Source organism: Arthrobacter sp. NPDC055585 (assembly GCF_053619115.1).
Map to the genome: position 1 here is coordinate 165,862 of NZ_JBSHIT010000005.1, position 16,147 is coordinate 182,008.

General features: G+C 64.9%; 17 protein-coding genes. All 17 read left to right on the forward strand.

Annotated elements, in window-relative coordinates; genetic code table 11:
- The first annotated feature begins 177 nt into the window (after nucleotides 1–177).
- Nucleotides 178–2,244: an ATP-dependent zinc metalloprotease FtsH gene (gene ftsH / locus ACWGQ2_RS10520; protein ID WP_452016979.1), complete on the forward strand. Its 2,067-nt coding sequence runs from the start codon at nucleotides 178–180 to the stop codon at nucleotides 2,242–2,244.
- Between the two features lie 73 nt (nucleotides 2,245–2,317).
- Nucleotides 2,318–2,935: a GTP cyclohydrolase I FolE gene (gene folE / locus ACWGQ2_RS10525; RefSeq protein ID WP_452016981.1), complete on the forward strand. Its 618-nt coding sequence runs from the start codon at nucleotides 2,318–2,320 to the stop codon at nucleotides 2,933–2,935.
- A gap of 9 nt (nucleotides 2,936–2,944) precedes the next feature.
- Nucleotides 2,945–3,850, forward strand: coding sequence for a dihydropteroate synthase (gene folP, locus ACWGQ2_RS10530; RefSeq protein WP_452016983.1), 906 nt, complete (start codon nucleotides 2,945–2,947; stop codon nucleotides 3,848–3,850).
- A gap of 2 nt (nucleotides 3,851–3,852) precedes the next feature.
- Nucleotides 3,853–4,242 carry a dihydroneopterin aldolase gene (gene folB / locus ACWGQ2_RS10535; protein ID WP_452016985.1) on the forward strand — a complete coding sequence of 130 codons (390 nt, stop codon included), beginning with the start codon at nucleotides 3,853–3,855 and terminating at the stop codon, nucleotides 4,240–4,242.
- Nucleotides 4,239–4,733: a 2-amino-4-hydroxy-6-hydroxymethyldihydropteridine diphosphokinase gene (folK, locus tag ACWGQ2_RS10540; protein ID WP_452016987.1), complete on the forward strand. Its 495-nt coding sequence runs from the start codon at nucleotides 4,239–4,241 to the stop codon at nucleotides 4,731–4,733. Before folB ends, folK begins: the two co-directional genes overlap by 4 nt.
- 7 nt (nucleotides 4,734–4,740) lie before the next feature.
- Nucleotides 4,741–5,226 (forward strand): DUF3180 domain-containing protein, encoded by a 486-nt coding sequence (locus tag ACWGQ2_RS10545; RefSeq protein ID WP_452016989.1) that lies wholly within the window; start codon nucleotides 4,741–4,743, stop codon nucleotides 5,224–5,226.
- A complete protein-coding gene (locus ACWGQ2_RS10550) occupies nucleotides 5,219–5,731 on the forward strand; it encodes a PH domain-containing protein (RefSeq protein ID WP_452016991.1) in 513 nt (170 codons plus the stop codon). Before ACWGQ2_RS10545 ends, ACWGQ2_RS10550 begins: the two co-directional genes overlap by 8 nt.
- Complete coding sequence (locus tag ACWGQ2_RS10555; protein WP_452016993.1) at nucleotides 5,728–7,362, forward strand: PH domain-containing protein; 1,635 nt, start codon at nucleotides 5,728–5,730, stop codon at nucleotides 7,360–7,362. Before ACWGQ2_RS10550 ends, ACWGQ2_RS10555 begins: the two co-directional genes overlap by 4 nt.
- Nucleotides 7,349–8,257 (forward strand): Rossmann-like and DUF2520 domain-containing protein, encoded by a 909-nt coding sequence (locus ACWGQ2_RS10560; RefSeq protein WP_452016995.1) that lies wholly within the window; start codon nucleotides 7,349–7,351, stop codon nucleotides 8,255–8,257. Before ACWGQ2_RS10555 ends, ACWGQ2_RS10560 begins: the two co-directional genes overlap by 14 nt.
- 11 nt (nucleotides 8,258–8,268) lie before the next feature.
- The gene (gene panC / locus ACWGQ2_RS10565; protein ID WP_452016997.1) at nucleotides 8,269–9,144 is read left to right on the forward strand and encodes a pantoate--beta-alanine ligase; all 876 of its coding nucleotides are present in this window, start codon (nucleotides 8,269–8,271) and stop codon (nucleotides 9,142–9,144) included.
- A 108-nt stretch (nucleotides 9,145–9,252) separates the two neighbouring features.
- Nucleotides 9,253–10,707 carry a lysine--tRNA ligase gene (gene lysS / locus ACWGQ2_RS10570; RefSeq protein ID WP_452017239.1) on the forward strand — a complete coding sequence of 485 codons (1,455 nt, stop codon included), beginning with the start codon at nucleotides 9,253–9,255 and terminating at the stop codon, nucleotides 10,705–10,707.
- Nucleotides 10,708–10,710: 3 nt separating this feature from the next.
- Nucleotides 10,711–10,902, forward strand: coding sequence for a hypothetical protein (locus ACWGQ2_RS10575; RefSeq protein ID WP_452016999.1), 192 nt, complete (start codon nucleotides 10,711–10,713; stop codon nucleotides 10,900–10,902).
- Between the two features lie 109 nt (nucleotides 10,903–11,011).
- Complete coding sequence (locus ACWGQ2_RS10580; RefSeq protein ID WP_452017001.1) at nucleotides 11,012–11,338, forward strand: histone-like nucleoid-structuring protein Lsr2; 327 nt, start codon at nucleotides 11,012–11,014, stop codon at nucleotides 11,336–11,338.
- 95 nt (nucleotides 11,339–11,433) lie between these two features.
- Nucleotides 11,434–13,947, forward strand: a complete 2,514-nt coding sequence (locus tag ACWGQ2_RS10585; protein WP_452017003.1) for an ATP-dependent Clp protease ATP-binding subunit — start codon at nucleotides 11,434–11,436, stop codon at nucleotides 13,945–13,947.
- Between the two features lie 134 nt (nucleotides 13,948–14,081).
- A complete protein-coding gene (locus ACWGQ2_RS10590; protein WP_452017005.1) occupies nucleotides 14,082–14,612 on the forward strand; it encodes an amino-acid N-acetyltransferase in 531 nt (176 codons plus the stop codon).
- A 144-nt stretch (nucleotides 14,613–14,756) separates the two neighbouring features.
- Entirely contained in the window at nucleotides 14,757–14,933 is a 177-nt protein-coding gene (locus tag ACWGQ2_RS10595; protein WP_325788529.1) for a CsbD family protein, read from the forward strand.
- Between the two features lie 210 nt (nucleotides 14,934–15,143).
- Nucleotides 15,144–16,145, forward strand: a complete 1,002-nt coding sequence (gene dhaK, locus ACWGQ2_RS10600; RefSeq protein WP_452017007.1) for a dihydroxyacetone kinase subunit DhaK — start codon at nucleotides 15,144–15,146, stop codon at nucleotides 16,143–16,145.
- Nucleotides 16,146–16,147: the final 2 nt, after the last annotated feature.

Below are 16,147 nucleotides of genomic sequence, written 5' to 3' on the forward strand. Positions count from 1 at the left end.
TACACCCTGCCGCATGAGGGGAATCACGGCCGGCGGATACGCCCTGAGGGAACTATCGGGTCCGCTGGACCGTGTGTTTCTTGGAGACGGTGTATAGCTAGACATTGCTAACCAGCGAATTTCGCGCAGTATCAGCGTTGTTGATCAGGAGGGACGGGGCATCTGCCCTGACGACGAATGAAATCCAAGAACTTCTTCAAGGGACCGATCATTTGGATCGTGCTGGCTCTTGCCGCACTGCTGATCATCCTTCCCAACCTTGCCCCCTCCGGCGCTTCCCAGGTTGACACCAATGTTGGCCTGAAGCTGCTGGCCGACAACAAGGTGGAACAGGCAAAGATCTACGACGGCGACCAGCGGGTGGATCTCACCCTGCGGGAACCGTATGAAGACAAGGGCGAGAACATCCAGTTCTTCTTCGGATCCGCCCGCGGCGAGGACATCGTCGAGGCCGTGAACAACTCCGACGTCGACGGCTTCACCGACCAGCCCGTCCAGACGAACTGGTTCACCAGCTTCCTTGGCCTCTTCCTGCCCATCATCATCCTTGGTGTCATCTTCTGGTTCCTGCTCACCCGCATGCAGGGCGGCGGATCCAAGGTCATGCAGTTCGGCAAGTCCAAGGCCAAGCTGACCAACAAGGACATGCCCCAGGTAACCTTCGCGGATGTTGCCGGTGCTGACGAAGCAGTGGAAGAACTCCACGAAATCAAGGAGTTCCTCAAGGAACCGGCAAAGTTCCAGGCTGTGGGCGCCAAGATCCCCAAGGGTGTGCTGCTCTACGGCCCGCCCGGAACCGGCAAGACCCTGCTGGCCCGCGCGGTGGCAGGCGAAGCCGGTGTGCCGTTCTACTCGATCTCCGGCTCGGACTTCGTTGAAATGTTCGTTGGTGTGGGCGCATCCCGTGTCCGCGACCTCTTCGAACAGGCCAAGAACAACGCTCCGGCCATCATCTTCGTTGACGAGATCGACGCCGTCGGCCGCCACCGCGGCGCCGGCGTAGGCGGCGGCAACGACGAACGCGAGCAGACCCTGAACCAGCTGCTGGTCGAAATGGACGGTTTTGACGGCAACACCAACGTCATCCTGATTGCTGCCACCAACCGTCCGGATGTCCTGGACCCCGCACTGCTGCGTCCGGGCCGCTTCGACCGCCAGATCGGTGTGGAGGCCCCGGACATGCAGGGCCGCCTGCACATCCTGCAGGTCCATGCCAAGGGCAAGCCGATGGCGCCGGGCATCGACCTTGAGACCGTCGCCCGGAAGACCCCCGGTTTCACCGGCGCAGACCTGGCCAACGTGCTCAACGAGGCTGCCCTGCTCACCGCACGCTCCAACGCGCAGCTGATTGATGACCGGGCGCTGGATGAGGCAATTGACCGTGTGATCGCCGGACCGCAGAAGCGCAGCCGGGTCATGAAGGAACTTGAGCGCAAGATCACCGCCTACCACGAGGGCGGCCACGCCCTGGTTGCCGCGGCACTGCGGAACACGGACCCGGTCACCAAGGTGACCATCCTGCCCCGCGGCCGGGCCCTGGGTTACACCATGGTGCTGCCGCAGGATGACAAGTACTCGGTCACCCGCAACGAACTGCTGGACCAGCTGGCCTACGCCATGGGCGGCCGCGTCGCGGAGGAAATCGTGTTCCACGACCCCTCCACCGGCGCCTCGAATGACATCGAGAAGGCCACTGCCACGGCCCGGAAGATGGTTACGCAGTACGGCATGAGTGAGCGGATCGGCTCCGTGAAGCTCGGTTCCGGCGGCGGGGAACCGTTCCTGGGCCGTGACATGGGCCAGGAACGCAACTACTCCGATCAGGTGGCCTACGTGGTGGACGAGGAAATCCGGCGCCTGCTGGACAACGCCCACGACGAGGCGTACCAGATCCTCACGGAGAACCGTGACGTGCTGGACCGTCTGGCACTGGAGCTGCTTGAGCGCGAGACGCTGAACCAGGCCGAAATCGCCGAGGTGTTCCGCGACGTGCGCATGCGCGACGTCCGGGAGGTCTGGCTTTCCAAGCCCACCCGTCCGGTGCATGACATTCCTCCGGTGGTCTCCCCGCGGGAACGCGAAGAGGCTGCAGCCGCCGGCGAGCCGGATCCGGCCACCGTCGCACCGCAGGACCAGATTGCCGACGCCGATATCCCGCAGGACTTCGACGTCTCCGCCAACGGGCTCCCCGAGCCTGAGAACAGCGGCCGGGGCAGCCACACCGGCTCCTCGAACCACGAATAACCGCAGGCCGGACGGCCGGAACTGGATGTTCCGACCGTCCGGCCCGCTTCAGCGTCCACGGTAGGATCGTGCAGTGACGGATTTCGACGACGAACTGACCCTGGCTGAGCTGACTGAGACGGCCTCTGAAGTGGACCAGCCCCGCATTGCGCGGGCGGTTCGCGAAATTCTCCTCGCGATCGGGGAGGATCCGGACCGTGACGGACTGAAGGAAACCCCTGCGAGGGTGGCCAAGTCCTATGCGGAGATCTTTGCCGGACTGCACCAGAGCCCCTCGGATCTGCTGGCGACCACCTTCGACCTGGACCATGAGGAAATGGTGCTGGTCAAGGACATCCCGTTCTACTCAACCTGTGAGCACCACCTGGTTCCCTTCCACGGCTCGGCGCACATTGGTTACATCCCCTCCCACGACGGCAAGGTCACCGGGCTGAGCAAACTCGCCCGCCTGGTTGATGTCTACGCCCGCCGGCCCCAGGTCCAGGAACGCCTCACCACGCAGATCGTGGATGCCCTGATGGACAACCTGCAGCCCGTCGGCGCGATCGTCGTCATTGAATGTGAACACCTCTGCATGTCCATGCGCGGGGTCCGCAAGCCAGGTGCCAAGACGGTCACCTCGGCCGTGCGCGGCCAGCTGCGTGAGACCGCCACGCGTGCAGAAGCAATGAGCCTGATACTCGGACGATAGGACGACTCGATGGATTCGCTAGCTGCCACTCCCGGAACCGGGCCCGCCACCAACCCGCTGCCGGTCATCCGGCCCGGAGCCAAAAAGCGCCGCTTCGAGGACCTGCCCGAAGGACGCACCCTGGTGATGGGAATCCTGAACGTCACCCCGGATTCCTTCAGCGACGGCGGTGAGCATGACACCACCGACGCAGCCATCCGCGCCGGACTGAAGATGCACTATGACGGCGCTGACATCATCGACATCGGCGGGGAGTCCACCCGGCCGGATGCCGAGCGCATCAGCCCTGAAGCGGAACAGCGCCGGATCCTCCCGGTTGTCGAAGCCCTCGTGAAGGCCGGCGCGCTGATCAGCGTGGACACCATGAACGCCTCCACCGCCGAAAAGGCGATCGAAGCCGGTGCAGGCCTGATCAATGACGTCTCCGGACTTGAGCTGGACCCGGCGATGCCCGAACTGATTGCCCGCACCAAGGTTCCTTACGTGCTGATGCACAGCCGCGGCAGCGTCCGCAGCCAGGATCCCAAGGCCAGCTACGAAGATGTCGTAGAGGACGTGATTGCCGAACTCACCGGCCTGCGGGACCGCTTCTACGAAGCAGGTGTTGCCCCTGAGCAGATCATCCTTGATCCGGGACTGGGTTTTGCCAAGAACGCTGAACACGACTGGGCGCTGCTGCGCAACGTTGACCGGCTGACCGTCCTGGGACACAAGGTGCTGGTGGGTGCTTCCCGCAAGCGCTTCCTCGGCTCCCTGCTGACCACTGCCGGCAAGGCCGCCCCGCCCGCCGAACGTGACAATGCCACCCTGGCCACCACCGCCCTGGCCGCCAGCCAGGGCGTCTGGGCCGTCCGTGTGCACGACGTCGCTGCGAACGTGGACGCGGTCAAGGTCGCAGCTGCCTGGCAGGGCTAGCGGTGGAGTCCCCAGCGCACCTGCCCGTCCGTGACCGGATCCGGCTCACCGGACTCCGCGCCACCGGCTACCACGGGGTCTTTGACCACGAACGGCGGGACGGCCAGGAATTCACCGTTGATCTGGTCCTGTACACGGACCTGCGGCCTGCCGCTGCCGCCGACGACCTGACCCTGACTGCCCACTATGGTGAGCTGGCCGAGCAGGTCTGCGCCATCATCGCCGGGGACCCGGTGAACCTGATCGAAACCCTCGCAGAACGGATCGCAGCCCACGTGCTGTCCGGCTTTGCCGTGGTGGACGCCGTTGAGGTTACCGTGCACAAGCCGCACGCTCCCATCACCGTCCCCTTCGGCGACGTCGAAATCCAGATCCACCGGGAACGCGCATGAACGCCGTCCGCACCGTCTTGGCCCTCGGCAGCAACCTCGGTGAATCCCGCAGCACCCTGGCCGACGCGGTCGCCGCCCTGGCAGACCATCCCGGCATGAAACTGGTCGCCGTGTCACCGGTGGCGCGCACCCGTCCCGTCGGCGGACCGGAGGGACAGCCCGGCTACCTAAACCTGGTGGCCGAGTTCGAAACCAGCCTGGACGCCCATTCGCTCCTGGATCATTGCCACGACGTGGAGAACCGGCACCACCGCACCCGTGAAGTGCGCTGGGGCCCGCGGACCCTCGATGTGGACATCATTACCTACGGCACCGAGCACATCGACGACGCGGTGCTGACCGTTCCCCATCCGCGGGCAGCAGAGCGCGCTTTTGTGCTCCAGCCCTGGGCATGGATGGATCCGGACGCCAAGCTGGAGGGAAAACCCGTGGCAGACCTGGCCGCCCGGGCCGCCGACCTGCCCGGCGTCGAACTCTTCGAGGGGGAGTGAGCTCAGCGTGAGGAGCATCCGGTACCGCTGGCTTGCCGTCACCACCGTGGTTTTTGGCATCGCCGGCTGGCAGGTGAACGCCTGGGCCACCCGCAACGGCTTTCCTGCACCGGTCCTGAACTTCACTGCCCTGCTCACCCTCGCTTTTATCGTCGGCTTCACCCTGTTCCTTGGCCTGCGCGTGCGCCGCTGGCGCAACGGCGAGCGGGAAAAGCCGCTGGACCCCATCGCCGCCGCCCGCACGCTGGTGCTGGCGCAGGCCACCGCCTACGCCGGGGCGCTGCTGCTGGGCTGGCACGGCGGGATTTTCCTTGATCAGCTGGGCCTGTGGCAGATGCGGCCAAACCACGCACCGACGTGGGCTTCACTTGCCATGTCCGTCGGCGGGATGATCATGATAGCCACCGGACTGGTGGTGGAGCGGTTCTGCAGGATTCCACCCGAGGACCAAAACGGCGGCGAAGAAAACAACGGCGGGGGAGAGTATGCGTAGTTCGGCAATAGATCCGCAGGGCCTGGACTGGCAGCGGGTCTCTGAGCGCTACCTCACGCTGCGGCTGCTGTCGCTGGCAGTTGAAGCCCTGATCACGCTGGCACTGGCCAGCGTTCCGCTGGTGCTGCACCTGCTGGGCATCTGGAGCCGGTTCCCGGCGTGGATCGCCTGGGGGCTCCCGGCCGTGTTCCTGGTCGCTTTCCTCTGGCGGGCGGTGCTGGTTCCCCGGCAGGTCCGGGCCATCGGCTACGCCGAACGCAATGAGGATCTGCTGCTCCGCTCCGGGATCTTCTTCCAGCGCACCCTGGTGGTTCCCTACGGCAGAATGCAGTACATCGACGTCGCAGTGGGCCCCTTCGAGCGGCTCTTCGGACTCTGCACACTCAAGCTGCACACCGCGTCCCAGACCACGAACGCAACCATTCCCGGCCTGCCCGCCGCCGAAGGCGCACGGCTGCGTGAACACCTGTCTGCGCGCGGCGAGGCGCAGCTGGCGGGCCTGTGAGCACCACCCCCCGCGACGCAGCCGGCACAGAGGAAGCCGGCTGGCAGCGGGTCCACCCGGTGTCCCCGCTGGTGCGGGGATGGATCGCGCTGGCCGCCGTCGCCTACTTCCTCGGCCGGGATTCGGCAGAGGCATTCTTCCTCCGCGAGCGGCCCGGCGGCCCCCTGCCCGACGGCACGCCGCTGATCTGGGCCATCATTGGCCTGGCGGTACTGGTCCTGGCAATCAGCGTCGTCTTCTTCCTGTCCTGGTGGTTCACCCGGTACCAGGTCACCGACAACCATGTGCGGGTACGTTCCGGCGTCCTGTTCCGCCAGCACCGGCAGGCCCGCCTGGACCGGGTGCAGGCCATCGACATCAACCAGCCGCTGCTGGCCCGCCTGTTCGGCCTGGGTGAACTGCGCTTCGAAGTGGCCGACGCCGGAGAATCAGCCGTGCGGCTGGCCTACCTGCGCCTTGACGACGCGCGCACGCTGCGCGCCACGATTCTGGAACGGGCCTCAGGCGCGCAAACCGGGGCCGGCATCGAGGATTCCCCGAAACACGATGGCGAGCCGGGCGGCGCTCCGGCGGCCCGGCGGCCCGCCGAAGCACCCGAGTACCCCATCCTGGCCCTCCGGCCCGGCCGGGTAATCGGAGCCACCGCGCTCTCCGGCAACACCGTGGTCCTGGTGCTGGGCATCATCGCGGTGGTCATTCTTACCCTGGTGACCGGTGAGGGGGTCTCCCTTGCGGGCTTTATCCCGGTGGCACTGGCAGTGGTCAGCGGCTACTGGTCAATGCTCAGCACAGCCTGGAACTTCCGGGCAGCAGTCTCCCGGGACGGTGTCCGCATCCGGTACGGACTGCTGGACACCCGGACGCAGACTGTTCCTCCGGGGCGGATCCAGGCTGTGTCCGTTACGCAGCCGCTGCTGTGGCGTCCTGCCGGCTGGTACCGGATCTCCGTCAACGTTGCCGGCTACGGCGCCTCCCCGGGTGCCGACTCCGCACGCACCAAACTCCTTCCCGCCGGCACACTGGACGAAACCCTCCAGATCCTCGCGCTTGTCCTGCCCAACCCGGGCACGGATGACCCGGTGGGACTCTTCCGGGCCGGTCTCGAGGGCAGCGGAGAGGAGCACGGCTTCACGACGTCGCCGCGGAGGGCGCGCTGGGTCGCGCCCCTGCAGTGGCGGCGCAGCGGCTACGCACTGACCGGAACAGCCCTGCTAACACGCAGCGGCCGGCTCTGGCGCGCCCTCGCAGTGGTTCCCCATGAGCGGATCCAGTCCATGGCGCTGCAGCAGGGCCCGCTGGCGCGCAAGCTGCGGATTGCCGACCTGCGCCTGCATTCCACGCCCGGGCCGGTGGCGCCGATCATCCGCCAGCTGGACCAGGACGTGCTGCTCGAGCTTTTCAATGAACAATCCGTGCGTGCCGCCGACGCCCGCCGCCGCGACCGCACCGAACGCTGGCTGCACCGCGAAACCGCCACCGGACCCGCGGTGCCCCAGACGGCACCGCCGCCAGCGCCGGAACCGGCAGCGGCGGGAGTACCGGGAGCGCCGGCTGCCGCACCCGAACAGGCCGCCCCGGAACAGACAGCGTCCGCCCCGCAAATGGAGGAAAACTGGAATGAACACCGCTGATCAGCGCAGGCGCGGCCGGCTGGGAATCGGAGTCATCGGCGCCGGCAAGGTTGGCGCCGTCCTGGGGGCAGCCCTGCGCGCTGCCGAGCACGCGGTGGTGGGCGTCTCCGCCGTCTCCGACGCCAGCCGTGAACGGGCCGAGAACCTCCTGCCGGGTGTGCCCGTACTGGAAATCCCGGACATTATTGAACGCTCTGAACTGGTGCTCCTGGCAGTGCCCGACGACGCCCTGCCGCCGCTGGTGTCCGGGCTGGCCGCCACCGGCGCCTGGCAGGCCGGACAGCTGGTGGCCCACACTTCCGGCCGCTTCGGCACCGCCGTGCTGGAACCTGCCCGGCAGGCAGGAGCAATCCCGCTTGCCCTGCACCCGGCAATGACCTTCACCGGACTCAGCCTGGACCTCACCCGGCTGGCGGACTGCTCCTTCGGTGTCACGGCACCCACCGCCGTGCTGCCCATCGCGCAGGCCCTTGTGGTGGAGATGGGTGCTGAGCCGGTGGTCATCGACGAAGCAGACCGGGAGCTGTACCACGCGGCCCTCGCCCACGCCTCCAACCATCTGGTGACCATCGCAGCCCAGTCGGCAGAACTGCTGCAGGGAATCGGCGTCGAGCAGCCCGCACGGCTGCTCGGCCCGCTGATGCGGGCTTCACTGGAAAACGCCCTGGCGTCCGGGGAACACGCACTGACGGGTCCGGTGGCCCGCGGGGACACGGGCACCATCGAAGCGCACGGGCGCGCACTGGAGAGGGACGCTGCGCCGGACCTGGCAGAGGCTTACCGCGCCCTCTCCGCTGCCACCGCCAGGCGGGCCGTTGCCCGTGGTCTGCTAACACCGGCTCAGGGAGAGAGAATTATGGAAGTACTTAATTCCGAACCCGAAGGACCCCGGTGAACCACCCCCGGTTGGCAACAACCCCCGCAGAACTCAGCAAGGCCGTAACCGAACTCCTCGAAGCCACCGGCAAGGACCGTCCGGCCTTGGGCCTGGTGCCCACCATGGGTGCCCTCCATTCCGGCCACGAGTCCCTGGCCCGGGCCGCCCGGGCTGACAACGACGTCGTAGTGGCCAGCGTTTTCGTCAACCCGCTGCAGTTCGATGATCCCGGCGACCTGGCCCGCTACCCGCGGACCCTGGACGCAGACCTTGAGCTGCTTGGCCGGGCGGGCGTGGACGTGGTCTTCGCGCCGAGCGAAGAGACCATGTACCCCGGCGGCGAACCCCTGGTCCGCGTGAGTTCCGGCCGCCTCGGCACCCGCTTTGAGGGTGCGTCCCGGCCCGGGCATTTCGACGGCGTACTCACCGTTGTAGCCAAGCTCTTCCACTGCGTGCAGCCGGCAGTTCCAGCAGAATTCCGGGCCTACTTCGGACAGAAGGACGCCCAGCAGGTAGCCCTGATCCGGCGAATGGTTTCCGACCTGAACTTCCCGGTCCAGATCTACCCTGTTCCCATCGTGCGGGCCGACGACGGGCTGGCCGAATCCAGCCGGAACGTGTTCCTGAACCCCGAAGACCGCAGCCGGGCCCTGGTGCTTTCCCGGTCGCTCGCCGGTCTGCAGGAGCGGGCCGCCGCCGGACAGCCTCTGGATGTACCTGCCGCAGCTGCGCTGATTGAGGCCACCCCCGGCGTCGAACTGGACTACTTCGAAGTTGTGGATCCGCTCACGCTCGAACCGGTTCCATCCGGAGCCAGGGACGTCCTCACAGGCCCGGCGCTGGCACTGGTTGCCGCCCGCGTGGCCGGAATCCGCCTGATCGACAACGCGGAACTGCACGGCTGAACCCGGCCCGGCAGCGAATTCGGTCAGGCGTTTTGACCCGGCTGGGTAGACTTAAGAATCGTGACCTCCTCTAACGTCGTTCCCGAAGCAGCAGATTCCTCCGAGCAGATGCGCATCCGCGCGGAAAAGCGTGCCAAGCTGCTCGAGCGGGGCCAGGAAGCCTACCCCGTTGGTGTTGAGCGCACGCACTCCCTGCGGCAGATACGGGAGAAGTTCGGACACCTTCAGGCAGACGAGGCCAGCGGCGAAACCGTAGGGGTCACCGGCCGCGTTGTCTTTATCCGGAATACCGGAAAGCTCTGCTTCGCCACCCTGCAGGAGGGTGACGGCACCCGCCTCCAGGCAATGCTCTCCCTGGCCTCCATCGGCGAGGAAGCACTGGCTGACTGGAAGTCCACGGTGGACCTTGGCGACCACGTCTTCATCCGCGGCGAAGTCATTTCCTCCCGCCGCGGCGAGCTGTCCGTCATGGCGGACTCCTGGTCCATGGCCTCCAAGGCACTGCGCCCACTGCCGGTGCTGCACGCGGACCTGAACGAGGAAACCCGTGTCCGCCAGCGCTACGTTGACCTGATGGTCCGTGACGAAGCCCGGGACATGGTCTACAAGCGGGCCGCGATCATCCGCGCCGTGCGCGACACCCTTCACAGCCACGGCTACGTGGAAGTTGAAACGCCCATGCTTCAGCTCATCCACGGCGGTGCCGCAGCGCGCCCGTTCGAGACACACCTGAATGCCTTCGATCAGCCAATGACGCTGCGCATTGCCACCGAGCTTTACCTCAAGCGCGCCGTCGTGGGCGGCATTGAACGCGTTTACGAACTGGGGCGGATCTTCCGCAATGAAGGTGTGGACTCCACCCACAGCCCTGAATTCACCACGCTGGAATGCTACGAGGCGTATGCGGACCAGTACGTCATGGCGGACCGCATCAAGGAAATCATCCTCAACGCCGCGGACGCCGCCGGCAGCCGACAGATCGAAACCGCGGCAGGAACCATTGACCTCGACGGCGAATGGCGCTGGCTTTCCGTATACCCCGGCCTCTCCGAAGCCGTGGGCCAGGAAATCACTCCGGACACCGACGCAGAAACGCTGCGCTCCGTCGCGGAAAAGCACAATGTGAAGGTTGATCCCAAGTGGGATGCGGAAAAGCTGGTCATTGAGCTGTTCGGCGAGATCGTCGAACCGACGCTGCTGCAGCCCACCTTTGTTTACGACTACCCGCCGTCCGCCCAGCCGCTGGCGCGCCCGCACCGCGAGGATCCCCGCCTGATTGAAGCCTGGGACCTGATCATCGGCGGAATGGAACGCGGCACTGCGTTCTCGGAACTCATCGACCCGGTCATTCAGCGGGAGCGCCTCACGGAGCAGTCCCGCAAGGCTGCAGCCGGCGATGACGAAGCCATGGCCCTCGACGAGGACTTCCTCCGGGCCCTTGAATACGGGGCTCCGCCCATGGGCGGCATTGGGCTGGGCATCGACCGACTGGTGATGCTTTTCACGAACGCCGGAATCAGGGAAACAATTCTGTTCCCCCTCCTAAAGCCTGAAATGGGTTAGAACATGGAATATGTGGAAGTTCTCCTCCCCTCAATATGTGTCGCTGCTCTCTTTTATTTTGTGATGAAGGCAGTGTTGAACGCTGATCGTTCCGAACGTAAAGCCCTTGCCGAGGCTGAACGCGAGGCCGATCAGAATGGTCAGCAGGCCCCGGATGTCAAAATGGACCCCTCCGGTTCTGCTGATAAAGAATAACTAAAGAAAATGCCTCTCCTGCTTTGACGGGGGATTACCAATTGCGCCATACTCGAAGTGGTCTCGAAATTGACAACATTCCGCCGCTTGAGTGCATAGGAGCCTGATCATGGCGCAAAAGGTAAAAATTATTCTGGTAGACGACCTCGACGGCGGAAGCGCCGATGAAACCGTCCGCTTTGGATTGGATGGGTCACAGTACGAGATTGACCTCTCCAATGACAATGCGAAGAACCTCCGCGCGGCACTTAAGCAGTATGTTGACGCAGCCCGCAAGACCGGCGGCCGCACCGGCCGTCCGCGCGGCACCGGAGCGGCCCGCAGCAATGAGGCAGCACAGATCCGTGAATGGGCCCGGAGCAACGGCTACACGGTTTCCGAACGCGGCCGCGTAAACAGCGAGATCATCGAGGCTTACCGGGCAGCCCAGGGCTAAGAAGCCCCCAGGAGGTCACGCCCATGGCGAACACGCCCCTTAAGTGCGGGTAACCGCCGTAGCATCGAAATACGCGTTAGCTAGGAGTGTGCCTCATGTTTGAAAGATTTACCGACCGTGCCCGTCGCGTTGTCGTGCTTGCCCAAGAAGAGGCACGCATGCTCAACCACAACTACATCGGCACCGAGCACATCCTGCTTGGGCTCATTCATGAGGGCGAAGGCGTTGCCGCTAAGGCCCTTGAATCCCTGAGCATTTCTCTGGGTGCCGTCCGCGAACAGGTTCAGGAGATTATCGGCCAGGGCCAGCAGGCCCCGTCCGGACACATCCCCTTTACCCCGCGGGCCAAGAAGGTTCTTGAGCTCTCACTGCGCGAAGCGCTGCAGCTGGGGCACAACTACATCGGGACCGAGCACATTCTGCTGGGCCTCATCCGCGAGGGTGAAGGCGTGGCAGCGCAGGTCCTCGTCAAGCTCGGAGCGGACCTGAACCGCGTCCGCCAGCAGGTTATCCAGCTGCTTTCCGGCTACCAGGGCAAGGAGCCCGTCTCTGCCGGAGGCCAGCAGCAGGAGGGCCAGCCGGCAGGCTCGGTTGTGCTGGACCAGTTCGGCCGCAACCTCACACAGGCAGCGCGTGAAGGAAAGCTTGATCCGGTCATCGGGCGCGAGCACGAGATGGAACGGGTTATGCAGGTGCTGTCCCGCCGCACCAAGAACAATCCTGTCCTGATTGGCGAGCCGGGCGTCGGCAAAACTGCCGTCGTCGAAGGTCTCGCCCAGGCGATTGTCCGCGGCGATGTCCCTGAGACCATCAAGGACAAGCAGCTCTACACCCTGGACCTCGGTTCGCTCGTTGCCGGTTCCCGGTACCGCGGTGACTTTGAGGAACGCCTCAAGAAGGTCCTCAAGGAGATCCGCACCCGCGGCGACATCATCCTCTTCATCGACGAGATCCATACCCTTGTGGGCGCCGGTGCCGCCGAAGGCGCCATCGACGCAGCCTCGATCCTGAAGCCGATGCTGGCCCGCGGCGAACTGCAGACCATCGGCGCCACCACGCTGGATGAGTACCGCAAGCACATTGAGAAGGACGCAGCGCTTGAGCGCCGCTTCCAGCCGATCCAGGTCAACGAGCCTTCTGTTGCCCACGCGATCGAAATCCTCAAGGGCCTGCGGGACCGCTACGAGGCGCACCACCGTGTGTCCATCACGGACGCTGCACTGGCTTCGGCGGCGACACTTGCCGAACGCTACATCAGCGACCGCTTCCTGCCGGACAAGGCCATCGACCTGATCGATGAAGCCGGTGCCCGGCTGCGCATCCGCCGAATGACCGCTCCGCCGGAGCTCAAGGAAATCGACGAGCGCATCTCCGCCCTGAAGATGGAGAAGGAATCCGCGATCGACGCGCAGGACTTCGAAGGTGCTGCTTCCCTGCGGGACAAGGAGCAGAAGCTCCAGGACCAGCGGGCTGAAAAGGAACGCCAGTGGAAGTCCGGCGGCCTTGACGACATCGCTGAGGTGGACGAGGAACTGATTGCAGAGGTCCTCGCGAACTCCACCGGCATTCCCGTGGTGAAGCTGAACGAAGAAGAATCCACGCGTCTGCTCAAGATGGAAGATGAACTGCACAAGCGGGTCATCGGCCAGGATGAAGCCATCAAGTCGATCTCGCAGGCCATGCGCCGTACGCGTGCCGGCCTGAAGGATCCGAAGCGTCCGGGCGGTTCGTTCATCTTCGCCGGCCCCACCGGTGTTGGTAAGACAGAGCTGGCCAAGGCGCTGGCAGAGTTCCTCTTCGGCGACGAAGAAGCCCTGATCACCCTGGATATGTCCGAGTACTCCGAGAAGCACACAGTCTCCCGGCTGTTCGGTGCCCCTCCCGGATACGTGGGCTACGAAGAAGGCGGGCAGCTGACCGAAAAGGTCCGCCGCCGTCCGTTCTCCGTGGTTCTGTTCGACGAGGTTGAGAAGGCCCACGCGGACCTGTTCAACTCGCTGCTGCAGATCCTGGAAGACGGCCGCCTGACCGACTCGCAGGGCCGGGTGGTGGACTTCAAGAACACCATCATCATCATGACGACCAACCTTGGTACCAAGGACATCTCCAAGGGCGTCATGACCGGTTTCCAGTCCGGCACGGATACCAAGACCGGCTACGACCGGATGCGTGCACGGGTCACGGAGGAGCTGCGCCAGCACTTCCGCCCCGAGTTCCTCAACCGTGTTGATGACACCGTGGTGTTCCCGCAGCTGACCCAGGAAGAGATCGTCCAGATTGTGGATCTGTTCCTCGAGCGCCTCGGCAAGCGTCTTGCGGAGAAGGGAATGAGCATCGAGCTCACCCCGGCCGCCAAGGTACTGCTTGCCACCCGCGGGTACGACCCCGCGATGGGTGCCCGCCCGCTGCGCCGCACCATGCAGCGCGAGATCGAGGACCAGCTCTCCGAGAAGATCCTCTTCGGTGATCTCAAGCCCGGTGAAATGGTTTCCGTTGACGTGGAAGGCGAGGGTGACGAGGCAAAGTTCACCTTCACCGGACACGGAGCACCGCGTGCCATTGAAGAAGCCCCGTCGGCCATTGAGGCCGGCGTAGGCGACGGGCAGTAACTAAAGAACCAGGTGCTTAGGCACTAAGACGAAGGAGCCCCCGGTACGCCGGGGGCTCCTTCGCGTTTAGCAGCTTGTTTCTCCGCAGGTCACCGGCGGGTCCGGGGCAGGTGCAGAAGTTCTAGACTGAACCAATGACTCCAACCGCACAGAAGGCACCGTTCACCATCCGCAGGGCCAGGACTTCCGACGTCCTGCATATCCGGGACCTCGTGGCCCCGCTGGCGGAGGAACGTGTCCTGGTGGCGAAGGAAACGGTTGCCTACTACGAAGGGCTTCAGGAGTTCCGGATCGCCGAGGATGCCCAGGGCCAGGTGATTGGCTGCGGAGCGCTGCATGTCATGTGGGAGGACCTCGCCGAAGTCCGAACGCTGGCCGCGCACCCGGACTGGCGGGGCCGCGGCGTCGGGCACGTCCTGCTTGAGCAGCTGCTTTCCGACGCCGCCGAAATCGGAGTCTCCCGCGTATTCTGCCTGACCTTCGAAGTCGATTTCTTTAAACGCCACGGCTTTAGCGTCATGGAAAGCCAGAGTGCAGTTGATCCGGAGGTCTACTCCGAACTCCTGCGCTCCCATGACGAAGGCGTCGCGGAATTCCTGGACCTGGCCCGGGTAAAACCGAATACGCTCGGCAATACCCGCATGATCCGGGATGTTCGCGGATAGGGGAACCACCCCCGCGGTCTGGAGATCTGCGCACGAAAACGATACAGTAAGGGTACTTAGCATCAAGAAATGCCGGACGGGTTATCCAACAGGCTGATCGCTTATTGGGTAGCCCGGCGGCCGATCAGAAAGCGGGTGCCGAATATGGGTGCAGACGACAAGATGCAGAACAAGGGCGAAGAACTCGGCGGCAAGGTCAAGGAAGGCCTTGGCAAGGTCACCGGTGACCACAGCATGGAAGCCGACGGCCAGGGCGATCAGGCAAAGGCCAACATGAAGCAGGCCGGCGAACACGTCAAGGATGCATTCAAGGGTAAGTAAACATCCCGCAGACTCCCGGTCGCTGTTGTCGCTGCTGGCCGGGGAACACTGAAGGAAGGGCCAATCCGGCCCTTCCTTCAGTGCGTTAAGGGACCGGCAAAGCCTGTGCAGGCCTCCCTTGGCGGGGGTAGGGTTGGCTCACTCAGGAGAGCGGGCAAAGGAGCCCGTTCCAGCGCAGTGGAGCCTTTCCGGGCATAAGGAGCGTCAGGCATGAAAAAACTCATTAATGATCCGCGCGCCGTGGTGGCCGAATCCCTCGAAGGCTTCGGCATGGCCCACCACGACCTGGTCAAAGTCCACGCGGACCCCGCGTACGTGACCCGGCGGGATGCGCCGGTTTCCGGGAAGGTGTCCCTTGTGTCCGGCGGCGGCAGTGGACACGAGCCGCTGCACTCCGGGTACGTGGGACGCGGAATGCTCGACGCCGCCGTACCCGGAGCCGTTTTCACCTCCCCGACACCCGACCAGATCCTTCCCGCGATCACCAACACGGACTCAGGTGCCGGCGTCCTGCTGATCGTCAAGAACTACACCGGCGACATCCTGAACTTCGAGACCGCCGCCGAACTGGCCCAGGCCGAGGGCATCGAAGTGAAGTCGGTGGTTGTGAATGACGACGTCGCCGTGGAGGACTCGCTGTACACCGCCGGCAGGCGCGGGGTCGGCGGGACTGTGCTCGTGGAACGCATCGCCGGTGCTGCCGCCGAGCGCGGGGATTCCCTCGACGCCGTCGCAGACCTGGCAGAACGTGTCAACGCGGGTGTCCGGTCCATGGGCGTGGCGCTGAGCGCCTGCACCGTCCCGCACGCCGGAGAGCCGAGCTTCGACCTTGCGGACAATGAGATTGAGCTGGGCGTGGGCATCCACGGCGAACCCGGCCGGCGGAGGATGCCCATGGCCACCGCGGACGCGATCACCGACCAGCTCCTTGAACCGATCCTCTCGGACCTCGGAGCCGGGAGCGGGGAGCGGGTGCTGCTCTTCGTCAACGGCATGGGCGGCACGCCGCTGAGCGAGCTCTACATTGTTTACCGGCACGCTGCGAAGCTGCTGGCAGACCGCGGGCTGCACGTGGAACGGTCCCTGGTGGGCAACTACATCACTGCCCTGGAGATGCAGGGAGCCTCCATTACGGTGCTGAAACTGGACGACGACATGATCGATCTGTGGGATTCCCCGGTGCACACCGCGGCCCTGCGGTGGGGAGTCTGAGC

What these genes read in the sequence shown, in the direction of transcription:
- ftsH (WP_452016979.1), top strand. Translation starts at nt 178, where the DNA reads ATGAAATCCAAGAACTTCTTCAAGGGACCGATCATTTGGATCGTGCTG.
- folP (WP_452016983.1), top strand. Translation starts at nt 2,945, where the DNA reads ATGGATTCGCTAGCTGCCACTCCCGGAACCGGGCCCGCCACCAACCCG.
- folK (WP_452016987.1), top strand. Translation starts at nt 4,239, where the DNA reads ATGAACGCCGTCCGCACCGTCTTGGCCCTCGGCAGCAACCTCGGTGAA.
- ACWGQ2_RS10550 (WP_452016991.1), top strand. Translation starts at nt 5,219, where the DNA reads ATGCGTAGTTCGGCAATAGATCCGCAGGGCCTGGACTGGCAGCGGGTC.
- ACWGQ2_RS10560 (WP_452016995.1), top strand. Translation starts at nt 7,349, where the DNA reads ATGAACACCGCTGATCAGCGCAGGCGCGGCCGGCTGGGAATCGGAGTC.
- lysS (WP_452017239.1), top strand. Translation starts at nt 9,253, where the DNA reads ATGCGCATCCGCGCGGAAAAGCGTGCCAAGCTGCTCGAGCGGGGCCAG.
- ACWGQ2_RS10575 (WP_452016999.1), top strand. Translation starts at nt 10,711, where the DNA reads ATGGAATATGTGGAAGTTCTCCTCCCCTCAATATGTGTCGCTGCTCTC.
- ACWGQ2_RS10580 (WP_452017001.1), top strand. Translation starts at nt 11,012, where the DNA reads ATGGCGCAAAAGGTAAAAATTATTCTGGTAGACGACCTCGACGGCGGA.
- ACWGQ2_RS10585 (WP_452017003.1), top strand. Translation starts at nt 11,434, where the DNA reads ATGTTTGAAAGATTTACCGACCGTGCCCGTCGCGTTGTCGTGCTTGCC.
- ACWGQ2_RS10590 (WP_452017005.1), top strand. Translation starts at nt 14,082, where the DNA reads ATGACTCCAACCGCACAGAAGGCACCGTTCACCATCCGCAGGGCCAGG.
- ACWGQ2_RS10595 (WP_325788529.1), top strand. Translation starts at nt 14,757, where the DNA reads ATGGGTGCAGACGACAAGATGCAGAACAAGGGCGAAGAACTCGGCGGC.
- dhaK (WP_452017007.1), top strand. Translation starts at nt 15,144, where the DNA reads ATGAAAAAACTCATTAATGATCCGCGCGCCGTGGTGGCCGAATCCCTC.